The organism is Raineyella sp., from assembly GCF_034933565.1.
Lineage (GTDB): Bacteria > Actinomycetota > Actinomycetes > Propionibacteriales > Propionibacteriaceae > Raineyella.
Map to the genome: position 1 here is coordinate 12,607 of NZ_JAYFNG010000043.1, position 23,043 is coordinate 35,649.

Genomic DNA, 23,043 nt, shown 5'->3' on the forward strand with positions numbered 1-23,043 from the left:
ACCGGGTGAAAGGTCGGGGTCGAGCAGGAAAATTCCGGGTTACTACAGGTACATCCCGCCTTGACCGGGGCCCTGGCCGGGTGCCGGATGCTGGCCGAGCGGGTTCTGCTGGCCGGGCAGCTCGTGCCGGCCACGCTCGAGCTGGGCCCGGGCGGCCATCTGCTGGGCCACCAGCGCGGTCTGGATGCCCTGGAACAGGCCCTCCAGCCAGCCGACCAGCTGGGCCTGGGCGAGTCGCAGCTCGTCGTCGGAGGGCGTGTGCTCCGGCGTGAACGGTCGGGCCAGGCGTTCCAGCTCCGCGGCCAGGTCGGGGCTGAGACCGTCCGCCAGCTCGGTCACCGAGGTGGCGTGCAGCTCGGCCAGGCGCTGCCGGCTCGGCTCGTCGAGCGGGGAGGCCCGCTCCTCGTCGAGCAGACGCTGGATCATCGTGGCGATCCGCATCACCTTGGCCGGCTGCTCGACCTCGTCGGTCACCGAGCTGCCCTGTGCCTGGTCGTGACCGCCGGCCACCGCCATCTGCTCGGGCCCGACCACGTACACCCGGCCGTCGTCGGTACTGCCGGCCAGGACCTGCTGCTTCTTGGCCTTCTCCTCGGCTGCCTCGTCCTGGGGCTGCTCGCTCACTGGTGCACCATCCTCTTGTCGGTAGTCCCAGCTGGGCTCATGCGTCGAGTCTAGGAGGCATCGTGGCTCCCGGGCTCGCCGACCGCCCGGAAGCCGGGCAGAGGCGGACGGACCGCCGGGCACGCCGGCCCGGTTACGGGCGTCTGCCCACGCGACTGGACGCCCAGCGCAGTGGCGCCCGGAAACCCGTCCAGATGAACCAACTCGGATCAGATGGGTCACCTCATGGTGACGTACTCGGGGGTCATGTGGGCTCGTAGCACCCAACGGGCGGACGCTGTGTCGATCACTCCCGGGGAACTCCGAAGGCCTTCAATGATTCGGATCGTTGTGGCCTGGTCATTCAATGACTTCGAGTGGGGGTGGTGTCATAGCGTCGAAGCAACAGGAGGGGGTTGCCGGTGGCGCTGCAGCGGCGGGCGTTGACGTTTGAGGATCGGGCCCAGATCGCGGCCGGGACCAAGCAGGGGCTGAGTGATCGCGAGATCGGGGAGTTGATTGGCCCGGACCGCAGTGCGGTGTGGCGCGAACGTGTCCGCAACTCCTGGAAGACCACGACAAGCCCTGGGATTCCTCACCCCCCGAGAAGCCTTCGAACGCCTACTCGGCGACGCTGCCGTTGCTTCCACGACTTGACACAGCCCCCTCCCGTTCACATAGGCAATACCACCGGAATTGGCGCCGCAACACATCGAGAGGGCCCGGAGGATCGTAGACGTCCTCGGGCCCTCTCGGATTCAGACCGCTGGGGGTTACTCGGTGCGTCGAGTGGATCCGGCGCCGCTGGCCTCGTCGACGACGAGCACGATCTTGCCCCGATGGCCCGGGGCGGCCATCAGCTCATGCGCCCGGCGGACCTCGTTGAACGGCACCCGCTGGGTGTGCAGCGGCTGGATCAGGCCCTCGGCGAGCATCGGCCACACCGATCGGGTCACCCGCTCGCAGATCGCCGCCTTCTCCGCCACCGGCCGGAAGCGCAGCGAGGTGGCGTGGATGCTGGCCCGCTTGCGCAGCAGCGCGCCCAGGTCGAGCTCACCCTTGCGGCCGCCCTGCAGGCCGATCGTCACCTGGCGCCCGCCGACCGCCAGGGCCCGTACGTTCAGCGGCAGGTACTGGGCGCCCATGATGTCCAGGATCACGTCTGCGCCGTGGCGGTCGGTCACCTCCATGACGGTGGCCACCCAGTCGCCGTGGTAGTCGATCGCGTGGTCGGCGCCGAGGGCGCGGCAGTAGTCCAGGTTCTCCGCCGAGCCGGCGGTGGTCAGCACGGTGCAGCCCAGCGCCTTGCCGTACTGGATGGCGAAGGACCCGACACCGCCCGCTCCGCCGTGCACCAGCAGGACGTCACCGGCGGACAGCCGGGCCAGGTCCATGTTGGACACCACGGTCGCGGCGACCTCGAGCAGACCGGCGGCCTCGACCAGGTCGACCCCCGGCGGCGGGGGGACCAGCTGGCCGGCCGGGGCGACCACGTACTCCGCGTAGCCGCCGGCGGCCAGCAGCACCAGGCACTCCTGCCCGGGGCGCCAGCCGGTGACACCCTCACCGAGCTCGGCCACCACTCCGGAGACCTCCAGCCCGATGATGTCGGGGTGTCCCGGCGGCGGCGGGTAGTGACCCTCGCGCTGCAGGATGTCGGCCCGGTTCACCCCGGCGGCGACCACCCGGACCAGCACCTCACCGGGGCCGGGCGCCGGCCGCTCCACCTCGGTGATCCGCAGGGCCTCGGGGCCGCCCGGTTCGGGGGCCAGAATCGCGTGCATGAGCATGGTGCAAGCCTTGCACACGGGCTTCGCTAGGATCGACCCTGATCCTCATTGGCGAGATCGCATAGTGGACTAGTGCAGCCGCCTTGAAAGCGGCCGAGCGGGTGACCGTTCCGTGGGTTCGAATCCCACTCTCGCCGCGTGAACACCTACCGCCTGGATGCAGCCCTGCCCACCCGGGCCTTCGGCATCGCCGCCGGCCTGCTGATCGTGGGTGGGGTGGCGCTGATGGCGGCCACCGGCCTGCACTGGCACGCCGTGGTGACCGTCATCGCGAGCGTGCTGGTGCTGCTCGGTGCCGTGCAGCTCACCCTGGCGCTGATCGTCGCCTTCCGTGGCCGGGTCCGGATCACCCTCGACGACGACGGCTACCGGCTGTTCGCCCTGGGCCGGTCCAGCGAGCGCCGGTGGACCGACGTCAGCCGCGCCACCGTGACCGACGACCAGCTGCGCCTCTACCCCCGTGAGGACGAGGCGCACCCCGACCGGGTCCCGTTGCTGGACCCGGCCCGGGGTGCGGAGCTCGACCGGCTGGCCGGTGAGATCACCGAGCGGATGCGGGTGGCGTACGGTCGGCTCGACTGAGCCCGACTCCGCGGGTCACTCCTCGGCCAGGGCCTGCGCCGGGCTGACCCGGGCCGCGGTCGCCCCGGGCACCACCGACGCCAACCAGCCGGCAGCGACGGCGACCACACCGACCGCGGCCAGGCGGCCCCACGGGACGACGATCAGCACCGTGGAGATGTCACCGAGCAGGGCGTACGCCCCGGCGATGCCGTAGCCGATCCCCAGCCCCATGCCGAGCACGGTGCCGATCCCGGCCAGCACCACCGCCTCGCGGCCGAGCATGCCGCGCAGCTGGCCGCGGGTCAGCCCCAGCGCGCGCAGCAGCCCGGTCTCCCGGGTCCGCTCCAGCACCGACAGGCTGAGGGTGTTGCCGATGCCGATCACGGCGATCACGACGGCCACCGCCAGCAGGCCGATCACCACGGCCAGCAGGGTGTCCACCATGCCGGTGACCTGCTCCCGTTGCGCGGCGGCCCCCGTCACCTGGGCCTCGGCGCCGGCCGCCCGGCTGACGTCCTCGACCGCCTGGGCCGGGTCGGCGCCCGGGGCGAACCGCAGCCAGACCGGCTCGGCGGCGTCCGGCGCGATCCGGTGCAGGGTGGCCGGGGTGACCACCGCCTGCAGTCGGTCCTCGCCGACCACCGCGGTCACCGTCGCCTCCCCACCGGGGCCGCGCAGGGTGACCCGCTGACCGTCGGCCAGGCCGGAGTCCGGCGAGGCGACGATGGTGTCGTCGCGCAGCCCGGCGACCACCCGGTCGTCGCGCAACACCCGCTGGGCGTCCGGGGACAGCGCCACGACGTCGAGCGACCGGTCCTTGCCGGTGCCGGTCGCCGTCACCTCGGCCGACGGCACCCGGGCGGCGGCGCTGACCCCGGTGGCGTGGGCCATCCGGTCGTACGTGGCGGTGGACAGGGCACCCGCCGGCTGGGCGATCGCATCGACCGGGAAGAACCGGTCCAGTTCGGCCGTCGCCGTCCGGTTGCCGGAGGCGGCGCCGACCAGCATCAGGCTGACCAGGGCGGTGCCGATCACCAGGGCGGAGGCGGTGGCGGCAGCCCGCAGCGGGTTGCGCCGGGCGTTCTCGGCGGCCAACTCGCCGGTCAGCCCACCGGCCCGGCCGGCCAGCCGGGACAGGCCGGAGGCACAGGCTGGCACCAGCCACCGGCCCAGCATCAGCACACCGACCAGGGAGATCGCCCCGCCGGCCATCCCGGGCACCAGGTCGTGGGCCACCGCCCCGTACACCAGCAGGCCGGCACCGCCGATCACCGCGACCGTGCCGAGGATCGCCCGGACCAGCCCGCCGCGCGACGTCAGGACGGCCGGCTCCAGCGGTCGCAGCGCGGCCATCGGCGCCACCCGGGTCGCGGCGCGGGCGGGCGCCAGGGCGCAGGCCACGGTGAGGACGATCCCGGCCGCCAGCGGCACCACCAGGCTCCACCACGACGGGGCGAAGGGGACCAGCTCCATCACGGTGCCCCGGGACAGCCGTACGGCCAGCGCGGCGAGGCCGCCACCGAGGGCGAGACCGCCGAGCGAGCCCAGGCCGCCGACCAGCAGCGCCTCGCCGAGGACGTCGCGCAGCACCTGGCGCCGGGTCGCCCCGACGCAGCGCAGCAGGGCCAGGGCCCGGGTCCGCTGGGCCACCACGATGCTGAAGGTGTTGGTGATCACCAGTGCGGCGGCCACCAGGGCGATGACCGCGAAGCCGAGGACCAGGCCCTGCAGCGTGGCGAGCCCGTGGGTGTAGTCCTCGATCCGCTGGGTGATCTCCGCCTCGCCGGTGCGCACCGTGAGCCGGGCGTCGCGCACCGCCGGCAGGGCGGCGACGGCGTCGCGGACAGCGGCCGGATCCGACCCGCTGTCGACGAAGACCTCGTCGTAGCCGGGCGTGGTGCTGACGGCGAAGACCTGCTCGGGGATCGCGAAGGCGACCGGCGCCCCGCCCAGCTGATCCTTCGGGACCTCGACGATGCCGACCACCCGCAGGGCGGTCGGGCCGGCGTCGGTGAACGGGGTGACCACGATGTCCTGACCGACGCTCAGGTGCCGGACCCGGGCGGTGGCGGCGTCCACCGCGATCTCGCCGGTCCGGGTCGGCAGCGCGCCGGTCTCCAGCCGGTACTGCCCGGGCTGCGGCAGGGTGGAGACGACCAGGATCGCCTCGCGGCCCTCGACCTGCTGGAAGGCGGTCGCCCGGGCGGACGCGCGCACCCCGCTCACCCCGGGCAGCCGGCGGATCTCGTCCAGCCCGGTGGGCGACAGGCCGGTCGCCTTGCTGTCCGAGCCGGGCACGGTGAGCACCGTGGCGGCGGTGCCGACGCTCGCGGCGGCCCGGTCCCGCATGGTCGCCCGCAGCCCGTCACCGAGCAGCAGGCTCAGCGCGACGAAGGTGATGCCGAGAACGACGGTGGCGAAGGCCGCCACCAGCCGACGTGGTTCGCGCAGCATCCTCAGCACTCCTCGTCGGCGACGATCCGGCCGTCGGCCAGCCGGACGATCCGGTCGGCGTACGAGGCGGCGTGCGTGTCGTGGGTGACCATCACGATCGTCTGGCCGAACTCGTCCACGCTGCGGCGCAGGAAGCCCAGCAGGTCGGTGCCCGCCACCGAGTCCAGCGCCCCGGTCGGCTCGTCGGCGAAGACCACCTCGGGCCGGGTGACCAGGGCCCGGGCCACCGCGACCCGCTGCTGCTGGCCGCCGGAGAGCTCGGCGGGGCGGTGGTCGAGCCGGTCGGCCAGCCCGAGCACCTCCACCAGCCGGTCGAACCAGGCCCGGTCCGGGCGGCGCCGGGCCAGTCGCAGCGGCAACAGGATGTTCGCCCGGGCGTCGAGGGTGGGCAGCAGATTGAACGCCTGGAAGACGAACCCCACCCGGTCGCGGCGCAGCACCGTCAGGTCGTGGTCGTTGAGCGTGGTGATGTCGGTGCCGCCGATCCAGGCGTGCCCGGAGGTGACCGTGTCGAGCCCGGCCGCGCAGTGCATCAGCGTGGACTTGCCGGAGCCGGACGGTCCCATGATCGCGGTGAACCTCCCGGTGGGGAACTCCACGCTGACCCCGTCCAGGGCCCGTACGGCGGTGTCACCCGATCCGTAGATGCGGGTCAGGTCGGCGGTCCGGACGGCGGCGCGTGGTGGCGCGGTGATCGTGGTCATGGCCGCCACTCTGCCCGCCGCCCGGCCCGTACGGACCGCTCCGCAGGCCGGTTCGGGGGATACGCCCGGGGTCGTTGGGGGCCGGCAGGGGATCCTCCTGAGGAGCCGGCGGACCCGGCCGGCGTCGTACGTCGGTTGACGGCGTACGCCGGCACGTCCGGCTGCGCGCGGCTACTTCACCCAGTACGGCGGGTTGGCGATCGCCTCCTGGGCGGCCACCGGGTCGTACGCGCAGACCGAGCGGACGTTGACGCTGGTCTCGCTGGGTGTCGCGCTCGGCGTCGGGGTGGGGGTGGCCCTGCTGGTGGTCCGCTTCGTGGAGGTCGGTGTCGGTGTCGGTGTCGGCGTGGTGCTGGTCTGCGGCGCCGCGGAGGGCGTGGCCGAGGGCGACGCCTTGGTGTAGGACTCCTTGATCGCCTCCTGCGCCTGGGTCCGCATCAACGCGAAGTCCGGGCGGGCCGAGCGGAACCCGGCGACACCGTTGGTGAAGGCGATGGAGCGGATGTTCGCCGTCCGCATCAGCAGGGCGAGATTGAGCACCGACGGCAGGTCCTCCTGCGGGATGTCGGTCTGTACGACGCCCTGGAACTCGCGGGCGATCGCCTCGTAGCGGCTCAGCAGGTTCGGAACGTTCGCCTGGTCGGCCAGGGCGCTGATCACGCAGCGCTGCCGGGCCATCCGCTGGAAGTCGTCGGAGCCGAAGCGGCCGCGGGCGTACCAGAGCGCCTGGTTGCCGTCGAGGTGCTGGTCGGCGCCGGGGGACAGCCACTGCTTCGGCAGGATGTGCGCGTCGGTGCTGCCGCCCATCGGGATGTAGGTGTTGATGTTCACCGTCACCCCGCCCATGGCGTCGATCAGCCGCTCGAAGCCGGCCAGGTCGACGACGGCGTAGTAGTCGATGTTGAGGCCGAGCGCCTCACCCACCGACGCCTTCATCGCGTCACCGCCGGCGTGCACCGTGTCCGGGAACAGTTCAGGATGCTGCTCGGGCACGAACTCATAGAGCGAGTTGAGGAAGTACAGCGGATTGTCGGCGTTCACCCCGTCGTACCAGCCGTTCGGGTACGCCTTGTGCAGCGGCCCCGCGGGGAACGGCATCCGGGCGGTGTTGCGCGGCAGACCGAACAGCACGGTGTCGCCGGTGGTGGTGTCGATCGAGGCGACCATCACGGTGTCGGTGCGCATGCCGGTCCGGTCCGGTCCGGAGTCGCCGCCGAGCAGCAGGACGTTGAGGCGTCCCTTCTGCTTCCACACCTGCGGCACGGTGCCGGCCGCCTGGGCGGTGTTGCCGCCGAACACCGCCTTCACCAGGTCGGCCTGCGACCAGGCGTAGCGAGCGCCGACCGCCGAGGGGGCGGCGACGGCGAAAGTGAGCACGGTGACCATCAGGAAGCCGGCCCAGCGCTGCCAGGTGCGCACCGGGGCGGGCCGGAGCCGCAGGTGCACCAGGACCACGGTGCCGACCCAGAGCAGCCCCAGCGCCGCCAGGCCGATCCCGGCCCCGCGCAGGAAGACGGGATTGACCACCAATGCCAGTGCCCACTCGCGCCGGACGGCAACCAGCACGCCGAGGGTGACGAGGGCGGCGACGACCAGGGACAGCACGACGGTGCCGAGGGCCCGATGACCCGCTCGGATGAGTCCGACACCCGGCACGACGGTCGTCAGGACCGTCCATCCGGCGGCACCGGCGAACGAGTCGGCGCGCGGCCGGTCGGGCTGAGGGTCCATGGGCTCTCCGAGCAGTGAAGAATTGGTCTCTCCCAATGTAACGCCCCGTCCGGACGGGGCTGTGCACCACGGCATGCCGGTTGGACCGCCCGGGGCGGAATCTGTAGCATGATCCCTCGGTACTCGGGGCCGTACGGTCCCTGTGCTCGGAGGCGTCGCCTAGTCCGGTCTATGGCGCCCGCCTGCTAAGCGGGTTTGGGACTTACATCCCATCGCGGGTTCAAATCCCGCCGCCTCCGCCACCCCAGCCCCTCGGGTCATCGACCCGAGGGGCTGTTTCGCTCGCCTTATCGGACCCTTCACGATCGGCGAGATTCTCGTCACATCGGCGTGCTGCCCACTGGTTCGTTGGTCTGTCCAATGGCCCCGGCCGTGACTAAAGTTCCCGACGACTCGGGCGCACAAGGGTGTGTGATCCGCCGTGTGGAACGAATGCACGGGCGCCCCCGGACCAGAAAGTGAGTTTCCATGGGCCTCGGTGAGAGCGACGCCATCCATCCCAGCGGGCGTGTGCTGGAGCACACGACCGTGACCGATCCCGAGCGGCTGGCCGATCAGGCCCGGCAGGACCCGACGGGGTTCTGGGCCGGTGAGGCCGCCGAACTGGAGTGGTTCGAGCCCTGGCAGAACGTCCTGGATGACAGCGACGCCCCGTTCTACCGCTGGTTCACCGGCGGGCGCACCAACATCGTGCTGAACGCCATCGACCGCCACCTGGAGGGGCCGCGGAAGAACAAGCTGGCGCTGATCTGGGTGCCGGAGGACGGCAACGAGCCGCGCACCTTCTCCTTCCACGCTCTCAACCGCCAGGTCAACCGGATGGCCAACGTGCTCAAGGCGATGGGCGTGGTCAAGGGGGACATCGTCACCATCTACCTGCCGCGGATCCCGGAGATCTGGTTCGCGATGCTCGCCTGCGCCAAGATCGGCGCGGTGCACTCGGTGGTCTTCGGCGGCTACTCCGCCGACGCGCTGCGCGAGCGGATCGACAACTCCGAGTCCAAGCTGCTGATCACCGCCGACGGCTCGCTGGTGAACGGGTCGGTCTTCCCGATGAAGTCGATCGTCGACGAGGCGATCCGGTTCTCCCCGACGGTCGAGAACGTCATCGTGGTGAAGCGGACCGGCAGCGACGTGGTGATGGACCCGCTGCGCGACCACTGGTACCACGACCTCACCTCGCTGCCGATCGCCAACGGCCGGTGCGAGACCACCGCGATGGACGCCGAGGACCCGCTGTTCCTGCTCTACACCTCCGGCTCCACCGGCCAGCCCAAGGCGATCGTGCACACCCACGGTGGCTACCAGGTCGGCGCGTACGCCACCACGAAGTACGTCTTCGACGTCCGCGACGAGGACCGCTACTGGTGCACCGCCGACCCGGGCTGGGTCACCGGCCACACGTACGGTCTGTACGGGCCGCTGCTGAACGGCGCCACCTCGTTCATGTTCGAGGGCGGGCCGACCTACCCGTACCCGAACCGCTGGTGGCAGCTGATCGAGTACTACGGCATCTCGATCTTCTACACCGCCCCGACCGCGATCCGCTCGCTGATGCGCTTCGGTGACGCCTGGCCCAACCGCCACGACCTCTCCTCGCTGCGGCTGCTCGGCTCGGTCGGCGAGCCGATCAACCCCGAGGCGTGGCACTGGTTCCACTCCGTCATCGGCAAGGGTCAGTGCCCGATCATGGACACCTGGTGGCAGACCGAGACCGGCATGTTCCAGATCACCCCGACCCCGGCCATGCCGCTGAAGCCCGGCTCGGCGGGCAAGCCGTTCTTCGGCCAGGAGGTCGCCGTCCTCGACGACGACGGCAACGAGGTGCCGACCGGCACCGAGGGCATGCTGGTGCTGAAGCACCCGTGGCCGGCCATGCTCCGGACCCTCTACAAGGACGAGAAGCGCTACCTCGACACCTACTGGTCGAAGTACCCCGGCGCGTACCTCACCGGCGACTCGGCCCGGATCGACGACGACGGCTACGTGTGGATCGTCGGACGTACCGATGATGTGATCAAGGTGTCCGGCCACCGGATCGGCACCGCCGAGGTGGAGGCCGCGATGAACTCCCACCCCGACGTGATCGAGTCCGCCGCGATCGGCCTGCCGCACGAGGTCAAGGGCCAGGCGATCCACGCGTTCGCGATCCTGCGCGCCGGCCTGAAGGGCTCCCCGGAGCTCGCCGAGGACATCCGCCGCCACGTCGCCCAGCACCTCAGCCCGATCGCCAAGCCCGACGTGATCGACTTCGTCGACTCGCTGCCGAAGACCCGCTCCGGGAAGATCCTGCGCCGGGTGCTGAAGGCCCAGGCGCTGGGCGAGGACGTCGGCGACCTGTCCACGATGGACACCGGGGCCTGACGGCGGGACACCGGGGCCTGACGGCGGGACACCGGAGCGTGGGAGACCGGCCCTGGGTCAGGACACCCGGGCCTCGAGGGCCGCGTTGATCCGGGCGGTCATCTCGGTGTCGACCACTACCGGCATGCTGTCGAGCTCCTGTACGGGAGCCGCGAGGCGGGAGCTCGACAGCAGCCACAGCGCGTCGGCCCGGGGCAATTCCGCGGCGGTGATCTGCCGGTACTCGGTGGCACACCCCTGCTCCTCCAGCCAGTCGAAGACGCTGGCCTGGGTGGTGCCGGCGAGGATGCCCTGGTCGGTCGACGGGGTGGCGTACGTGTCGCCGTACCGGGCCAGCAGCGTCGAGGTGGGGCCCTCCAGGGCGAAGCCGTCGCTGCTGACGAAGAGCACGTCGTCGGCGCCGCGCCGGGCCGCCTCCCGCAGCACCGCCTTGTTCACCGCGTACGACAGGGTCTTGGCGCCCTGCAGCAGCCACGGGGAGGTCTTCGCGACATCGTGGCGATAGCCCCGGTCGAGGGTGACCACCCGGATGCCGACACCGCGCTCGGCGCTGAAGTCCTCGGCGGTGGCGACGTACGCCCAGCCGACGGGCACCCCGGTGCCCTCGATGCCGCGGGTCATGATGAACTTCACGTAGCCCGGCTCGTCGGAGTCGTACGCCCGGACCGCCGCTAGGATGGCCTCCCGCCAGACCTCGAGCCGCGGGGCGGGCAGGTCGAGGATCCGCGCCGATGCGGCGAACCGGCGCAGGTGCGCCTCGAGGGCCTGGACGTCGCGGTGGAGCACCCCGGCGGTCTCGAAGATGCCGTCGCCGCGGGTCACCGACAGATCCGTCACAGTGATCTGCGGGGCGCCCGGGTCCACCCGGTGGTACGGCACCGCAGGGGCCGGGACGCCTTCGGCGGTGTTGACCGGGACGCCTTCGGCGGTATTGGCCAGGACGCCTTCGGCGAGGCCGGTGGAGACGCCTTCGGCGAGATCGTCGACGAAGTACAGGATCGGGCTGGTCATGGGGGCTCCTCGGGTCGTGGTCAGGCGACCCCGACGCGGTCGGCGCCGCGAAGGTGCTCGCCGGGCCGAGCACAAACGTCTTCGCCGGCCTGCCCGAGAGGATCGAGCAGACCGGCGGTGGCGCTCGCCCACTGACCTGCCCCCAACGGGTCAGCGGGCGAGCGGTCCGTCAGGCGTCCAGGGCGGCCTTCAGCTGCTCCAGGTCGCCCCACAGCTGCTGCGGGAAGCGGTCACCGAGCTTGGTGAACCACTCCTCGATCAGCGGGATCTCCTTCTTCCACTCCTCGACGTCGACCTTGAGCACCTCGGCCATGGTCGCGTCGTCGACCTCGTCCTCGAGGCCGGTGCGGTCGATCGCGTCGAGGGTCGGGACGAAGCCGATCGGGGTCTGGACGGCGTCGGCGGTGCCCTCGAGGCGGCCGACGATCCAGGCCAGCACGCGGCTGTTGTCACCGAAGCCCGGCCAGAGGAACTTGCCGTCGGCCGACTTGCGGAACCAGTTCACGTAGAACACCCGCGGCAGGTGCGCGGTCTCGTGCAGGGTCGGCATGTCGAGCCAGTGCTGGATGTAGTCACCGGCGTTGTAGCCGATGAAGGGCAGCATCGCCATCGGGTCGCGGCGGACGACACCGACCGCGCCGGTGGCGGCGGCGGTGGTCTCCGAGGAGCAGGTGGCACCCATGAAGACGCCGTGCGCCCAGTCGGGGGTCTCGGTGACCAGCGGGACGGTGGTGGCGCGACGCCCGCCGAAGAGGATGGCGTCGATCCGGACACCCTTGGGGTCGTTCCACTCGGGGCTCAGCGTGGGCGCCTGGGCCATCGGGGTGGTGAAGCGGCTGTTCGGGTGGGCAGCCTTCGTGCCGGCGGCCGGGGTCCACGGGTTGCCCCGCCAGTCGATCAGCTCGGCCGGCTTCTCGTCGGTCATCCCCTCCCACCAGACATCGCCGTCAAGGGTGCGGGCGACGTTGGTGAAGATCGAGTTGCCGAGGTTGATCGTCTTCATCGCGTTCGGGTTGGAGGACTCACCGGTGCCCGGGGCGACGCCGAAGAAGCCGTTCTCCGGGTTGACACCGCGCAGGTAGCCCTCCTCGTCGAAGCGCATCCAGTTGATGTCGTCACCGAGGGTCTCGGCCTTCCAGCCGGGCAGGCTCGGCTCGATCATCGCCAGGTTGGTCTTGCCGCAGGCCGACGGGAAGGCGCCGGCGATGTGGTAGACCTTGCCGGCCGGCGAGGTGAGCTTGAGGATCAGCATGTGCTCGGCCAGCCAGCCCTCGTCGCGGGCCATCACCGAGGCGATCCGCAGCGAGTAGCACTTCTTGCCGAGCAGGGCGTTGCCGCCGTAGCCGGAGCCGTACGACCAGATCGCGCGCTCCTCGGGGAAGTGCACGATGTACTTCTGCGTGTTGCACGGCCAGGCGACGTCCTCGACGCCCTCGTCCAGCGGGTAGCCCACCGAGTGCAGGCAGGGGACGAACGCCTTGTCGCCGCCGGCGGTCATCGCCTTGAGCGGGGCCGACCCCATCCGGGTCATGATCCGCATCGACATCGCCACGTAGGCGGAGTCGGAGATCTCCACGCCGAACTTCGGGTCCTCGGCGTCGATCGGGCCCATGCAGAACGGGATGACGTACATCGTCCGGCCGTGCATCGAGCCGCGGTAGAGCTCGGTCAGGGTGGCCTTCATCTCGGCCGGGTCGCGCCAGTTGTTCGTCGGGCCGGCGTCGACCTCCTTCTCCGAGCAGATGAACGTACGGTCCTCGACCCGGGCCACGTCGTCGGGGTCGGAGGCGAAGTAGTAGGAGTCCTTCTTCTTGTCGTCCGCCAGGCGGATGGCCGTGCCGGCGGCGACGAGCTCGGCGCCGAGTCGGTCGTACTCCTCCTGGGACCCGTCACACCAATAGATGGAATCGGGTTCGGTGAGTGCTGCGATCTCGGAGACCCACTCCAGAAGAGCCTTGTGGGTCGTGGGTGCCTGGGTGGTGTCAACGGACACGGTGTGCTCCTCGTTGAGTTGGAACCGGCTGGGACTAGGACGGATGCCTCGGGGGATTGGACAGATTCTAGGCCACTGACCCAACTGGTATGACAAGTGTTGAGGGTGAAATCGTTGCGTGAAACAGATCACAAGGTGTGTCGATCCTTGTGATGATGCGGGTCGGGCGGGGGATCGGTGTGCCATTCTCCGGTGCTGGTGGTGCTTACCAGTGGGCGACTGGTCCTGTGATGAATGGCCGCCGGAGAGTTGATTTGGTATCTCGGCCGCAAAGGTCTAGAGTTCTTACTCGTCGCAGGGAGCACTTGCGGCGGTGGCAAGCGCCCGTAGCTTAACGGATAGAGCATCTGACTACGGATCAGAAGGTTGGGGGTTCGAATCCCTCCGGGCGCGCTGAGTGAGCCCCTCGGTCGTCCGGCCGAGGGGCTTTTCCGTGCCCCGACGGGCCTGGCTACTACGCTGTGTCGTTATAGTGGGGCCGTGGACCGGACGACGCCTCAGCTTCCCCCGTACGAGTATCTGCGCGACGGCGCGGCGATCTATGCCGAGTCCTTCGCGATGATCCGTCGCGAGACCAGGCTCGAGCACCTGCCCGAGGACGTCGCCCACGTGGCGCTGCGGATGGTCCATGCCAGCGCGCAGCCCGACATCGTCGATGACCTGCGTTGGTCGCCCGGGGTGGTGACGGCCTGCCGGGCGGCGCTGGCGGCGGGCGCGCCGATCCTGTGCGACTCGACCATGGTCGCCCACGGGGTGATCCGCTCGAAGCTGCCGGCCGACAACGAGGTGGTCTGCCGGCTGGCCGACCCCGGGCTGCCCGAGCTGGCCCGCCGGCTCGGCACCACCAAGGCGGCCGCGGCCGTCGAGCTGTGGGCCGACCGGCTGGCGGGGTCGGTCGTGGTGATCGGCAACGCCCCCACTGCTCTGTTCCAGCTGCTGGAGAGCATCGGCGCCGGTGGGCCGCGCCCGGCGGCGATCATCGGGATCCCGGTCGGGTTCGTCGGGGCCGACCGTTCCAAGGAGGCGCTGGCCGACAACCCCTGGGGCCTGGAGTACCTCACCCTGCTCGGCCGTCGTGGTGGCAGCGCGGTCGCCGCCGCCGCGGTGAACGCCATGTCGATCTGACGGCCGTGGTCGAGCTGACGGCAGGGGCCGAGCTGATGGTAGCGGTCGACCCGGCAGCAGGGGCGAGCCGATGGCCGGACCTGATCGGCCGGCGATGACCGGGGGCCGACGCGGCCAGCTGGCGACGTCCGGGCTGCGGCCGGGCTGGACCACCGGGGCCTGCGCCACCGCGGCCGCGACGGCGGCGTACGCGGCGCTGCGCACCGGGGAGTTCCCCGACCCGGTCGTCGTCCGGTTGCCGCAGGGCCGGACGCCCGGCTTCGCGCTGACCCGGCACCGGCTGGAGCGGGACGCGGCGGGCCGGCCGGTCGCCGCGACCGCGGCCGTGACGAAGGATGCCGGCGACGACCCCGACGTCACCCACGGCGCGGTGGTCGAGGTGACCGTCCGCCCGCTGCCGGTCGGGGCGGGAGTGGTCTTCCGGGCCGGCGACGGGGTCGGCACGGTGACCCGGCCCGGCCTGCCGCTGACCGTGGGGGAGCCGGCGATCAATCCCGGCCCGCGCCGGATGATCCGGGACAACCTCGCCGCGGCGGGACGTCCGCCCGACGTCGAGGTGACCGTCGGCATCGTCGACGGTCACCGGATCGCCACCCACACCCTGAACGGGCGGCTCGGCATCGTCGGTGGCCTGTCGGTGCTGGGCACCACCGGGGTGGTGGTGCCGTACTCGTGCTCAGCCTGGATCGACAGCGTCCGGCTCGGCATCGACGTGGCGCGCGCCCGGGGGCTGCAGCACGTCGCCGCCACCACCGGGTCCACCTCGGAGCGGACCGTCCGCGACCTCTACGGCCTGCCCGCCGAGGCACTGCTCGACATGGGCGACTTCGCCGGGGCGGTGCTCAAGCATCTGCGCCGCCACCCGGTGCAACGGCTGACGCTGTGCGGCGGATTCGCCAAGTTCGCCAAGCTCGCCGACGGGCACCTCGACCTGCACTCCGGCCGGTCCCGGCTCGACCCCGCCCTGCTCGGCCGGCTCGCCCTCGAGGCGGGGGCCGACGCGGGCGTCGGCGCCGCGGTGGCCGGCAGCAGCACCGGGCTGGAGGCGCTGGCGATCGCCACGGCGGCCGGGGTGCCGCTGGGGGATGCCGTCGCCCGGGCCGCCCGGACCGAAGCGCTGCGGGTGCTCGACGGGGCCCCGGTCCGCGTCGACGTGGTGTGCGTCGACCGGGCCGGCGCCGTGGTCGGGCGGTGCACGTCGCTGGGAGGCTAGTCGTCCTCGGCCAGCGTCCGGGCGGCCTCGAGCAGCGCATCCCGCACCGCGGCCGTCCGCCGCGGCTCGCGGTGACCCACCACGCCGATCAGCATGCCGGCGCTGCGGCCGGTCGCCGGCGTCCAGGCGCTCCCGCCGGCGGCGTGGTCGCTGCGGACGCAGAAGGTGTGCCGGGTCTCCGCCTCGGCCGCCACCCGGGTGTTCACCGCCGGGTCGTCGGTGACGGCCAGCACGTACCAGGCGTCGGCCACATCGCCGTCCGCGTACGCGCGGGCGGACCAGCTGAACCGGCCGGCGAGCTCCAGCGCGGACAGCACCGGGGTGAGGATCGGCGAGACGACCCGGACCCGGGCGCCGGCGTCCAGCAGAGCGAGGATCCGCCGCTCGGCGACCCGGCCGCCGCCGACGACCAGCACATCGCGGCCGCGCAGCACCAGACCGCTGAGGTACACCGGTGTCGCGCCGCCGTCGTCGAGCCGGCGCGCGCCGGCCCGGTAGCGGTCGGCGACCACCGCGGCGAGCCCGGCGCAGGGACCGATCACCTCGGCGACGCGCACCGGGGGAGCAGCGGGGCGGGCATCGCGCCAGGCGGCCACCTGGTCGCCGGTCCAGGTCCGCATCGAGCCGGGGAAGAGGAAGTTCGGCGCCACCACGATCCGCTCGGCGCCGAGCCGGACGGCCCGGTCGAGCGCCGCCGGCAGATCCGGGCCGGTGACCTGGAGGAAGGCCGGCAGCACCTGGGCGAACGCGCCCTCCTCCTCGAGCAGCCGGGCCAGCGCGACGTGCTCGGCGTTCGTCCCGGCGATGCTGCAGCCCCGACCGACCAGCACGACCGTGGTCGCCGGCTCGGCCCAGTCGCCCAGCACCGCCCGGATCCGGTCCAGGGTCAGGGCACGCAGCGCCGGGTCCGGGCCGAGATGCGGGGCGTACGCCACCCGGCTGCCCGGCACCCGGGCGCGGCCGGCCTCGAGCGCCTCGGGGATGTCGCGGCGGACGTGGCCGCCGTTGCCGAGCATCAGCGGGACCACCACGACCTGCGGGGTGTCCCGGGCGGCGGTGGCGACCGCGTCGGCGATGCCCGGGGTGGTGAGTTCGACGAAGCCGATGCTGACCGTGACGTCGGGCAGCACCTGCCGGACCAGGTCGGCGAGGGCCAGGGCGGCCCGGGCGCCCTCGGGGTCGCGGGTGCCGTGGGCGGCGATGACGAGCGGGGGGCGGGTGGGCCGGGCGGCCCGGCGGGCCTGGTCGAGGGTGGTCATGCGGGCATCCAGGTGTAGTCGCGGGGGGTCACCATCACCCGGCGGCCGGCCCCGCTGGTGGTGTAGCGGGTGGTCGACGAGCCGACGACGACCAGGGAGTTCATGTCCACCCGGGTCGGGTCGAAGGTCTCCAGGGTCGCCAAGTACGTCCGCTGGTCGGGCCGGCAGGCCTCGTGCACCGCGGCCACCGGGGTGGCCGCCGGGCGGTGCGCGCCGAGGATCGCCAGGGCGCGGGGGAGCTGGGTGGTCCGGGTGCGGCTGCGCGGGTTGTAGAGCACCACGACGAAGTCGCCCTCGGCGGCCGCCCGCAGCCGACGCTCGATGGTCGGCCAGTCGGTGTGCAGGTCGGACAGCGACAGGGTGACGTGGTCGTGGCCCAGCGGGGCACCGAGGATGGCCGAGACCGCGAGGCTGGCGGTCACTCCCGGGACGATCTCCACGTCGATCCCGTCGGTGCCCTGCTCCAGCACCGGGCTGGCCATCGCGTACAGGGCCGGGTCGCCGGAGCAGACCAGGGCCACCCGGCGCCCCTCCCGGGCCCGGGCGATGGCGTACGCGGTGCGCTCCTCCTCGGTGCCCATGCCGGAGCTGAACACCTCCGCCCCGGGGGCGACCAGGTCACGGATCTGCGCCACGTACGGCGCGTAGCCCACCACGACCCCGGCCGAGGTGACGGCGTGCTTCGCCCGGGGGGTGATCAGGTCGCGGGCGCCGGGCCCGAGGCCGACCACGCTGAGCTGGCCGCGCGGGGGGATCCGGCCGATCGCGCAGGTCGCCTCCGGCGTACGGCGTTTGCCGATCACCAGGTCGGCGCCGTGGGCCAGCACCGCGGCCTCGGCGACGCTGGGCGTGCCGACATGGCCGTCCACCACCGTGCTCGGGCTCGGCACCGGCTGGGTGGCGAGGGTCGCGGCGGCGTACGTCACCAGCGGCAGCCCCAGGCCCGTCGCCAGGGCGACCAGACCGGGCTCGTCCGCCTTGACGTCCGCGCTGGCCAGGGCGGCCAGGCTTTCGGGGGCCAGGCCGGCCTCGTCCAGGGTCCGGGCCAGTAGCCCGGCCAGATGGCTCTCGTCGGTGCCGCGGTTGCAGCCCATCCCGACCACCAGCGAGGGCGGGTGCACCACCACGCAGGGCAGCCCGGAGCCGTCGCGGGGCGTGCCGGAGCCGTCGTCGACCTCCCCGGAGCCGTCGCCGGGCAGCCGGGTGAGATCGGTGACGACGACCTGCGCGGCCGGGTCGGGGCAGTCCTCGGTGACATTGGCCGGCAGTGGGGGCAGCGGCCAGGGACTGGTGCGGCCGAGCCGGACCGACCGGCCGTCGAGGATCGCCCGGGTCACCCTGGCCAGGTCGCCCGACCAGGGCCAGCCCAGGGTGTCCAGCGCGGGCAGGCCCAGGGCATCCGTCGCTGTGGTGAGCACCGGCGTCGCGTCGAGGCCCTCGGCCAGCAGCCGGGCCAGCGCATTCGCCGCGCCCGCGTGTCCGCCGACCAGCGGCACCGCGAACCGGCCCGCCTCGTCGAGCACGACGACCCCCGGGTCGTCCGCCTTGTCCGCCAGCAGCGGGGCGATGATCCGTGTCGTGGCGCCCAGCGCCAGGTGGCTGACGATCAGGTCGCAGGAGGCCCACGCCGCCGGCAGCCCGGTGGTGGCCGGACCGTCGAAGCGCAGCGTCTCCCGCCCCAGGATCGTGTCGATCCGGTCGGCATGGCGACGGGTCGCCGGGCTGTTGGTCACCTGCCCGATCCGGGCGGCGGCGACGTCGCGGCTCATCGGCGATCCTCCTTCGTGGCGGGAAGTCCTGCGGTCGGGACGGGTGGTCCTGCGATCAGGGAGGCGACCGCCGCGGGATCAGCGGCGCGGTGGGCGTGCCGGAACCCGGGGTGGTAGAGGTGACTGCGGGTGCCGCTCGGGCCCTCCCGCAGGGCGGGGCCGACGAGGACGACGGTGTGCTTCCACAGCTTGTGCTCGCGCATCGTCGCGGACAGCTCGGCCAGCTCACAGCGCAGCATCAGCTCGTCGGGCCAGGTGACCCGGAAGCCGATGATGCACGGTGTGTCGGGCGGGTAGCCACCGGCCAGCAGCTCCTCCTGCAGCACCTTGTTGCGGGCCGCGGACAGGTAGAGGGCCATCGTCGTGCCGTGCGCGGCGAAGGAGCGTACGGTCTCCCGGTCCGGCATCGGGGTCCGGCCGCCCTCCAGCCGGGTGAGGACCAGCGACTGGGACACCTGGGGCACGGTGATCTCGACATCGGCCCGGGCCGCCGCGGCGGAGAACGCCGACACCCCGGGGACCGTCCCGTACGCGATGCCGATGTCGTGGCACAGCGCCCGTTGTTCGCCCATCGCGCCGTAGATCGACGGGTCGCCGGTGTGCACCCGGGCCACCAGCAGGTCCTGGTCGCGGGCCCGCTCGAAGACCGGGCGGAGCGCTTCCAGCGGCAATGCGGCGGAGTCGATCAGCTCCGCGTCGGGTCGGGCGCCGGCGACGATGTCGGGGTGGACCAGGCTGGACGCCCAGACCACGATGTCGGCCTCGGCCACCACCCGGGCGCCACGGACGGTGATCAGGTCCGCCGCGCCGGGGCCGGCGCCGACGAACATCACCAGTCCGCGCCCCCCGGGGCTCTTCTCGGCGACCGTCTGCTCAGCGAGGGTCTGCTCGGTCATTGTCTGTTCAGCGACAGTCCCCTCCTCGGCGACCATCTGCTCAGCGAGGGTCTGCTCGGTCACAGTCGACCTCCCGTCGTCGGGCGTGCCGGGGTGACCAGCACGGTGCTGAAGTAGGGGGCGGCCGCCCGGGTCGCCGGGTCCTTGCCGTCGAACAGCCGTTGGTCCGCCAGACCGATGTCGGTGCCGATCACCACGTCGTGGTCGGGGCGGGTCGCCGCGACGGTGTCGAGGACCTCGGGCAGGCGCCGGCCCGCTTTGTAGGCGACCACGGTGTCGGCCGTCGCCAGGGCCTCGGCGAGCACCTCGAGCCCGCCGGTCACCGGCACCAGGGCCAGCACCTCGCGCCCCTCCACCAGCGGTGTCCGGGTGACGCCGGCCAGCGCCTGCATGGCGGTGATCCCGGGCACGACCTCGATCTGCAGGTCGGGCACCTCGCGGGCCACCTCGGCGGCCAGATAGCTGAACGTCGAGTAGACGCTGGGGTCGCCGACGGTGGCGAAGCACACCGTCCGGGCACCGTCCCGGAAGGCGCGCACCGCGGCCTCGGTCGACGCGGCCCAGGCGGCCCGGCGCTCGGGGCCGACACCGCTGCGCTCACGCATGCTGAACGGCACGGCGACGATCCGGCCGGTGGCCGCCGGGCAGGCGGCCGCGACGATCCGGTCCGCCCGGCCGGCGGCTCCGCTGGTCCCTGCAGTTCCGGTGGCCCCGGTGGCCCCGACGGTGTCGGCGGTTCCGGTGGTGTCGACGGTGCCGGCGGACCGCTCGGTGCGCGGCACCAGCACGACGTCGGCCTCGGTGAGGACCCGTACGGCCTTGACGGTGACCAGTTCAGGATCGCCCGGTCCCACGCCCACGCCGACCAGGCGGGGTGGCGGAGGCGTCCCGTCGGGTCCCTCCGGCTGCGACCGGTCCACGTCGTCTCCTCGTCTCGGCGGGTGCGTCGGGGTCATCCTACGGAGAAGTACTACCGAGTCCGGAGTCGGGGGTGGCCCGGGCGTACGCTCGACGGGTGCCGTACGCCCCCGTCCTCACCACCCTGGCCTACGTCGTCCGCGACGGGCAGGTGCTGATGTGCCACCGGATCGCCCGCGACACCGACGAGCAGTACGGCAAGTGGAACGGTCTGGGCGGCAAGCTCGAGCAGAGCGAGGACGCCGCCGCCGGGATCATCCGTGAGCTGGCGGAGGAGGCCGGGATCGTGCCGACCGCGATGACGCTGCGCGGCACGCTGAACTGGCCGGGGTTCTCCGGCCCCGACGGGCACGTCTTCGGGCTGGTCTTCCTGGTCACCGCCTTCGAGGGGGAGCCGCCGCAGCGCAACGTCGAGGGCGAGCTGCGCTGGGTCCCGCTGGAGGACCTGATGGACCTCGACATGTGGGAGGGGGACCGACACTTCCTGCCGCTGCTGTTCGACGACGACCCACGGCCGTTCCATGCGGTGATCCCGTACGCCGCGGGACGCCCGACCGGCGTGACCGTCACCCGGCTCTGAGCGGCCGGCCCGCACCCGGTTCCGAGGGCCCGGCCGTCCGCCAGCGCCACCGGACGGTGCCGTGCAACCGTCCCAGTGGCAGCGCGCTCCTGGCAGGATTAGGTCAATGGCCCCCTTGGGTTGTACTGTGAATCACAGTTGTTGCGGTTCGCAGGATCTGGACAAGCAGGACACCCAGCCAGGGTGGACCGGTCTTTCTGGGAAGGCGTCTCATCAGCATCACCCATCGGGCGCTACGATGGCGCCCAGTACAACCTCCCATCTGAAGGACACAGATTTTCATGAACACCGGCACCGTCAAGTGGTTCAACGCTGAGAAGGGCTTCGGCTTCATCGCGCCCGAGGACGGCTCCCCCGACGTTTTCGCTCACTTCTCCGCCATCAACTCCAACGGCTACCGTTCGCTCAACGAGGGCGACCGGGTCGAGTTCGAGACCGTCGAGGGCCCGAAGGGCATGCAGGCGGCCAACATCACCGTGATCCAGTGACCCTGCGTCACTGAGTCTCTCCCGAAGGCCCCCGGTCATCCGACCGGGGGCCTTCGGCGTGTTCCACGACCGCCGTCCCGGTCAGCCTCGTGCCGCCGGCGGTCCGTACGGTGTCCGGTCCGTACGGTGCCGGACCGCCGACCGGACCCGGCCGGGCAACGCTCGCCCGGCGGCGACCCCTGACGTTAGGCTGGCCCTTGGTCGCAAGGCTGCGACCGATGACCGAGGAAGGATCCCCCGTGAGCGAGACCGCCATCCCGCGTTCCCTCGAGCCGTTGGGCTTCGCCGTGCCGTCGACCGTCCCGACGCACTGGTACAACCTGATGGCCGATCTGCCCGAGCCGGTGCCGCCGCACCTCCACCCGGCCACCCGTGAGCCGCTGACGCCCGAGGACCTCGCTCCACTGTTCCCGATGAGCCTGATCGCGCAGGAGGTCTCCACCGAGCGGTGGATCGAGATCCCGCAGACGGTCCGGGAGATCTACTCCGGCTGGCGCCCCTCGCCGCTGGTCCGGGCGCACCGTCTGGAGCGGGCGCTCGGCACCGGCGCGCACGTCTACTACAAGTACGAGGGTGTTTCCCCGGCCGGCTCGCACAAGCCGAACTCCGCGGTCGCCCAGGCCTACTTCAACGCGGCCGAGGGCGTCACCCGGCTGACCACCGAGACCGGTGCCGGCCAGTGGGGCGCCTCGCTGTCGATGGCCTGCGCCCTGCTCGGCCTGGAGTGCGAGGTCTGGCAGGTCCGGGCGTCGTACGACACCAAGCCGTACCGCCGGATGCAGATGGAGACCTACGGCGGCACCTGCCACTCGTCGCCCTCGGACCTCACCCGGGCCGGCCGGGAACTGCTCGAGAAGTACCCGGACACCTCCGGCTCGCTCGGCATGGCGATCTCCGAGGCGGTCGAGTCGGCGGTCGAGGACCCGAACGCGCACTACGCCCTCGGCTCGGTGCTCAACCACGTGATGCTGCACCAGACCGTGATCGGCCAGGAGGCGCTGGTCCAGCTCGAGGAGGCGGGCGAGCGGCAGGCCGACATCGTCTTCGGCTGCGCCGGCGGTGGCTCCAACCTGGCCGGCCTGTCCTTCCCGTTCATCGGGCAGAACCTCCGCGAGGGCACCACCACCAAGGTCGTCGCCTGCGAGCCCGCGGCGTGCCCGAGCCTGACCCAGGGCGAGTACCGCTACGACTACGGCGATGTCGCCGGGATGACGCCGCTACTGAAGATGTACACCTTGGGGCGGGACTTCGTGCCGCCGGCCATCCACGCCGGTGGCCTGCGCTACCACGGGATGTCGCCGATCGTCTCGCACGCGGTCAACCTCGGCCACATCTCGGCGATCGCCGTCGACCAGGACACCGCGTTCTCGGCCGGCATCGAGTTCGCCCGGGCCGAGGGCATCATCCCGGCGCCGGAGTCCTGCCATGCGGTCGCCGGGGCGATGGACCACCTGCGGACCTCCGCCGAGGATGGCGAGGTGGTCGTGATCGGCCTGTCCGGCAACGGTGTGCTCGACCTGGCGGCGTACGAGAAGTACGTCTGATCCGGTTGCCTGCTGACCGGCCGGCGAGCCGGTCAGC

Annotated in this window: 17 protein-coding genes, 3 tRNA genes and 1 pseudogene; 10 read left to right on the plus strand and 11 right to left on the minus strand. The window is 72.2% G+C overall.

Annotated features, from left to right (window positions below; genetic code table 11):
* Window positions 1–42 precede the first annotated feature (42 nt).
* Window positions 43–624 (minus strand): proteasome activator, encoded by a 582-nt coding sequence (locus VB059_RS11930; RefSeq protein ID WP_323422248.1) that lies wholly within the window; start codon window positions 622–624, stop codon window positions 43–45.
* 752 nt (window positions 625–1,376) lie between these two features.
* Window positions 1,377–2,387 carry an NAD(P)H-quinone oxidoreductase gene (locus tag VB059_RS11935; protein WP_323422263.1) on the minus strand — a complete coding sequence of 337 codons (1,011 nt, stop codon included), beginning with the start codon at window positions 2,385–2,387 and terminating at the stop codon, window positions 1,377–1,379.
* A gap of 56 nt (window positions 2,388–2,443) precedes the next feature.
* Between VB059_RS11935 and VB059_RS11940 the strand changes: the two genes are divergently transcribed.
* Window positions 2,444–2,530: transfer RNA gene (locus VB059_RS11940), tRNA-Ser, on the plus strand.
* Between the two features lies 1 nt (window position 2,531).
* Complete coding sequence (locus VB059_RS11945; RefSeq protein WP_323422249.1) at window positions 2,532–2,975, plus strand: hypothetical protein; 444 nt, start codon at window positions 2,532–2,534, stop codon at window positions 2,973–2,975.
* Window positions 2,976–2,990: 15 nt separating this feature from the next.
* Here VB059_RS11945 and VB059_RS11950 read toward each other — a convergent pair whose 3' ends face one another.
* From VB059_RS11950 to VB059_RS11960, 3 genes are all read right to left on the minus strand, one after another.
* On the minus strand, window positions 2,991–5,411 hold the full coding sequence (locus VB059_RS11950; protein WP_323422250.1) for an ABC transporter permease: 2,421 nt from the start codon (window positions 5,409–5,411) through the stop codon (window positions 2,991–2,993).
* A 2-nt stretch (window positions 5,412–5,413) separates the two neighbouring features.
* Entirely contained in the window at window positions 5,414–6,115 is a 702-nt protein-coding gene (locus tag VB059_RS11955; RefSeq protein ID WP_323422251.1) for an ABC transporter ATP-binding protein, read from the minus strand.
* 171 nt (window positions 6,116–6,286) lie between these two features.
* Window positions 6,287–7,846, minus strand: a complete 1,560-nt coding sequence (locus VB059_RS11960; RefSeq protein ID WP_323422252.1) for an LCP family protein — start codon at window positions 7,844–7,846, stop codon at window positions 6,287–6,289.
* A gap of 148 nt (window positions 7,847–7,994) precedes the next feature.
* Between VB059_RS11960 and VB059_RS11965 the strand changes: the two genes are divergently transcribed.
* Both VB059_RS11965 and acs read left to right on the plus strand, forming a co-directional pair.
* A tRNA-Ser gene (locus VB059_RS11965) sits at window positions 7,995–8,088 on the plus strand.
* Window positions 8,089–8,314: 226 nt separating this feature from the next.
* Window positions 8,315–10,210, plus strand: coding sequence for an acetate--CoA ligase (gene acs, locus VB059_RS11970; protein WP_323422253.1), 1,896 nt, complete (start codon window positions 8,315–8,317; stop codon window positions 10,208–10,210).
* Between the two features lie 57 nt (window positions 10,211–10,267).
* On the opposite strand, the gene VB059_RS11975 is transcribed toward acs, so the two are convergent.
* Together VB059_RS11975 and VB059_RS11980 are read right to left on the minus strand one after the other, a co-directional pair.
* A complete protein-coding gene (locus tag VB059_RS11975; protein WP_323422254.1) occupies window positions 10,268–11,221 on the minus strand; it encodes an aminodeoxychorismate lyase in 954 nt (317 codons plus the stop codon).
* A 169-nt stretch (window positions 11,222–11,390) separates the two neighbouring features.
* On the minus strand, window positions 11,391–13,214 hold the full coding sequence (locus VB059_RS11980) for a phosphoenolpyruvate carboxykinase (GTP) (protein WP_323422255.1): 1,824 nt from the start codon (window positions 13,212–13,214) through the stop codon (window positions 11,391–11,393).
* Between the two features lie 320 nt (window positions 13,215–13,534).
* Between VB059_RS11980 and VB059_RS11985 the strand changes: the two genes are divergently transcribed.
* The 3 genes from VB059_RS11985 (at window position 13,535) to VB059_RS11995 (ending at window position 15,552) form a co-directional block, all read left to right on the plus strand.
* Window positions 13,535–13,607, plus strand: a tRNA-Arg gene (locus VB059_RS11985).
* An 87-nt stretch (window positions 13,608–13,694) separates the two neighbouring features.
* Entirely contained in the window at window positions 13,695–14,339 is a 645-nt protein-coding gene (locus VB059_RS11990) for a precorrin-8X methylmutase (RefSeq protein ID WP_323422256.1), read from the plus strand.
* A gap of 70 nt (window positions 14,340–14,409) precedes the next feature.
* Entirely contained in the window at window positions 14,410–15,552 is a 1,143-nt protein-coding gene (locus VB059_RS11995) for a cobalt-precorrin-5B (C(1))-methyltransferase (protein ID WP_323422257.1), read from the plus strand.
* On the opposite strand, the gene VB059_RS12000 is transcribed toward VB059_RS11995, so the two are convergent.
* From VB059_RS12000 to cobI, 4 genes and pseudogenes are all read right to left on the minus strand, one after another.
* Entirely contained in the window at window positions 15,549–16,811 is a 1,263-nt protein-coding gene (locus tag VB059_RS12000; protein ID WP_323422258.1) for a CbiX/SirB N-terminal domain-containing protein, read from the minus strand. The genes VB059_RS11995 and VB059_RS12000 overlap by 4 nt on opposite strands.
* Window positions 16,808–18,553 (minus strand): annotated as a pseudogene (cobJ, locus tag VB059_RS12005) (precorrin-3B C(17)-methyltransferase); the annotation flags it as partial. The gene VB059_RS12000 and the pseudogene cobJ, both read right to left, overlap by 4 nt.
* Window positions 18,554–18,576: 23 nt before the next feature.
* Window positions 18,577–19,476, minus strand: a complete 900-nt coding sequence (cobM, locus tag VB059_RS12010; protein WP_323422264.1) for a precorrin-4 C(11)-methyltransferase — start codon at window positions 19,474–19,476, stop codon at window positions 18,577–18,579.
* A gap of 59 nt (window positions 19,477–19,535) precedes the next feature.
* Entirely contained in the window at window positions 19,536–20,345 is an 810-nt protein-coding gene (gene cobI, locus VB059_RS12015) for a precorrin-2 C(20)-methyltransferase (RefSeq protein WP_323422265.1), read from the minus strand.
* 146 nt (window positions 20,346–20,491) lie between these two features.
* Between cobI and VB059_RS12020 the strand changes: the two genes are divergently transcribed.
* The 3 genes from VB059_RS12020 (at window position 20,492) to VB059_RS12030 (ending at window position 23,006) form a co-directional block, all read left to right on the plus strand.
* Window positions 20,492–20,974, plus strand: a complete 483-nt coding sequence (locus tag VB059_RS12020) for an 8-oxo-dGTP diphosphatase (protein WP_323422259.1) — start codon at window positions 20,492–20,494, stop codon at window positions 20,972–20,974.
* Between the two features lie 281 nt (window positions 20,975–21,255).
* Window positions 21,256–21,462: a cold-shock protein gene (locus VB059_RS12025; RefSeq protein WP_323422260.1), complete on the plus strand. Its 207-nt coding sequence runs from the start codon at window positions 21,256–21,258 to the stop codon at window positions 21,460–21,462.
* Window positions 21,463–21,701: 239 nt separating this feature from the next.
* A complete protein-coding gene (locus VB059_RS12030; RefSeq protein WP_323422261.1) occupies window positions 21,702–23,006 on the plus strand; it encodes a TrpB-like pyridoxal phosphate-dependent enzyme in 1,305 nt (434 codons plus the stop codon).
* Window positions 23,007–23,043: the final 37 nt, after the last annotated feature.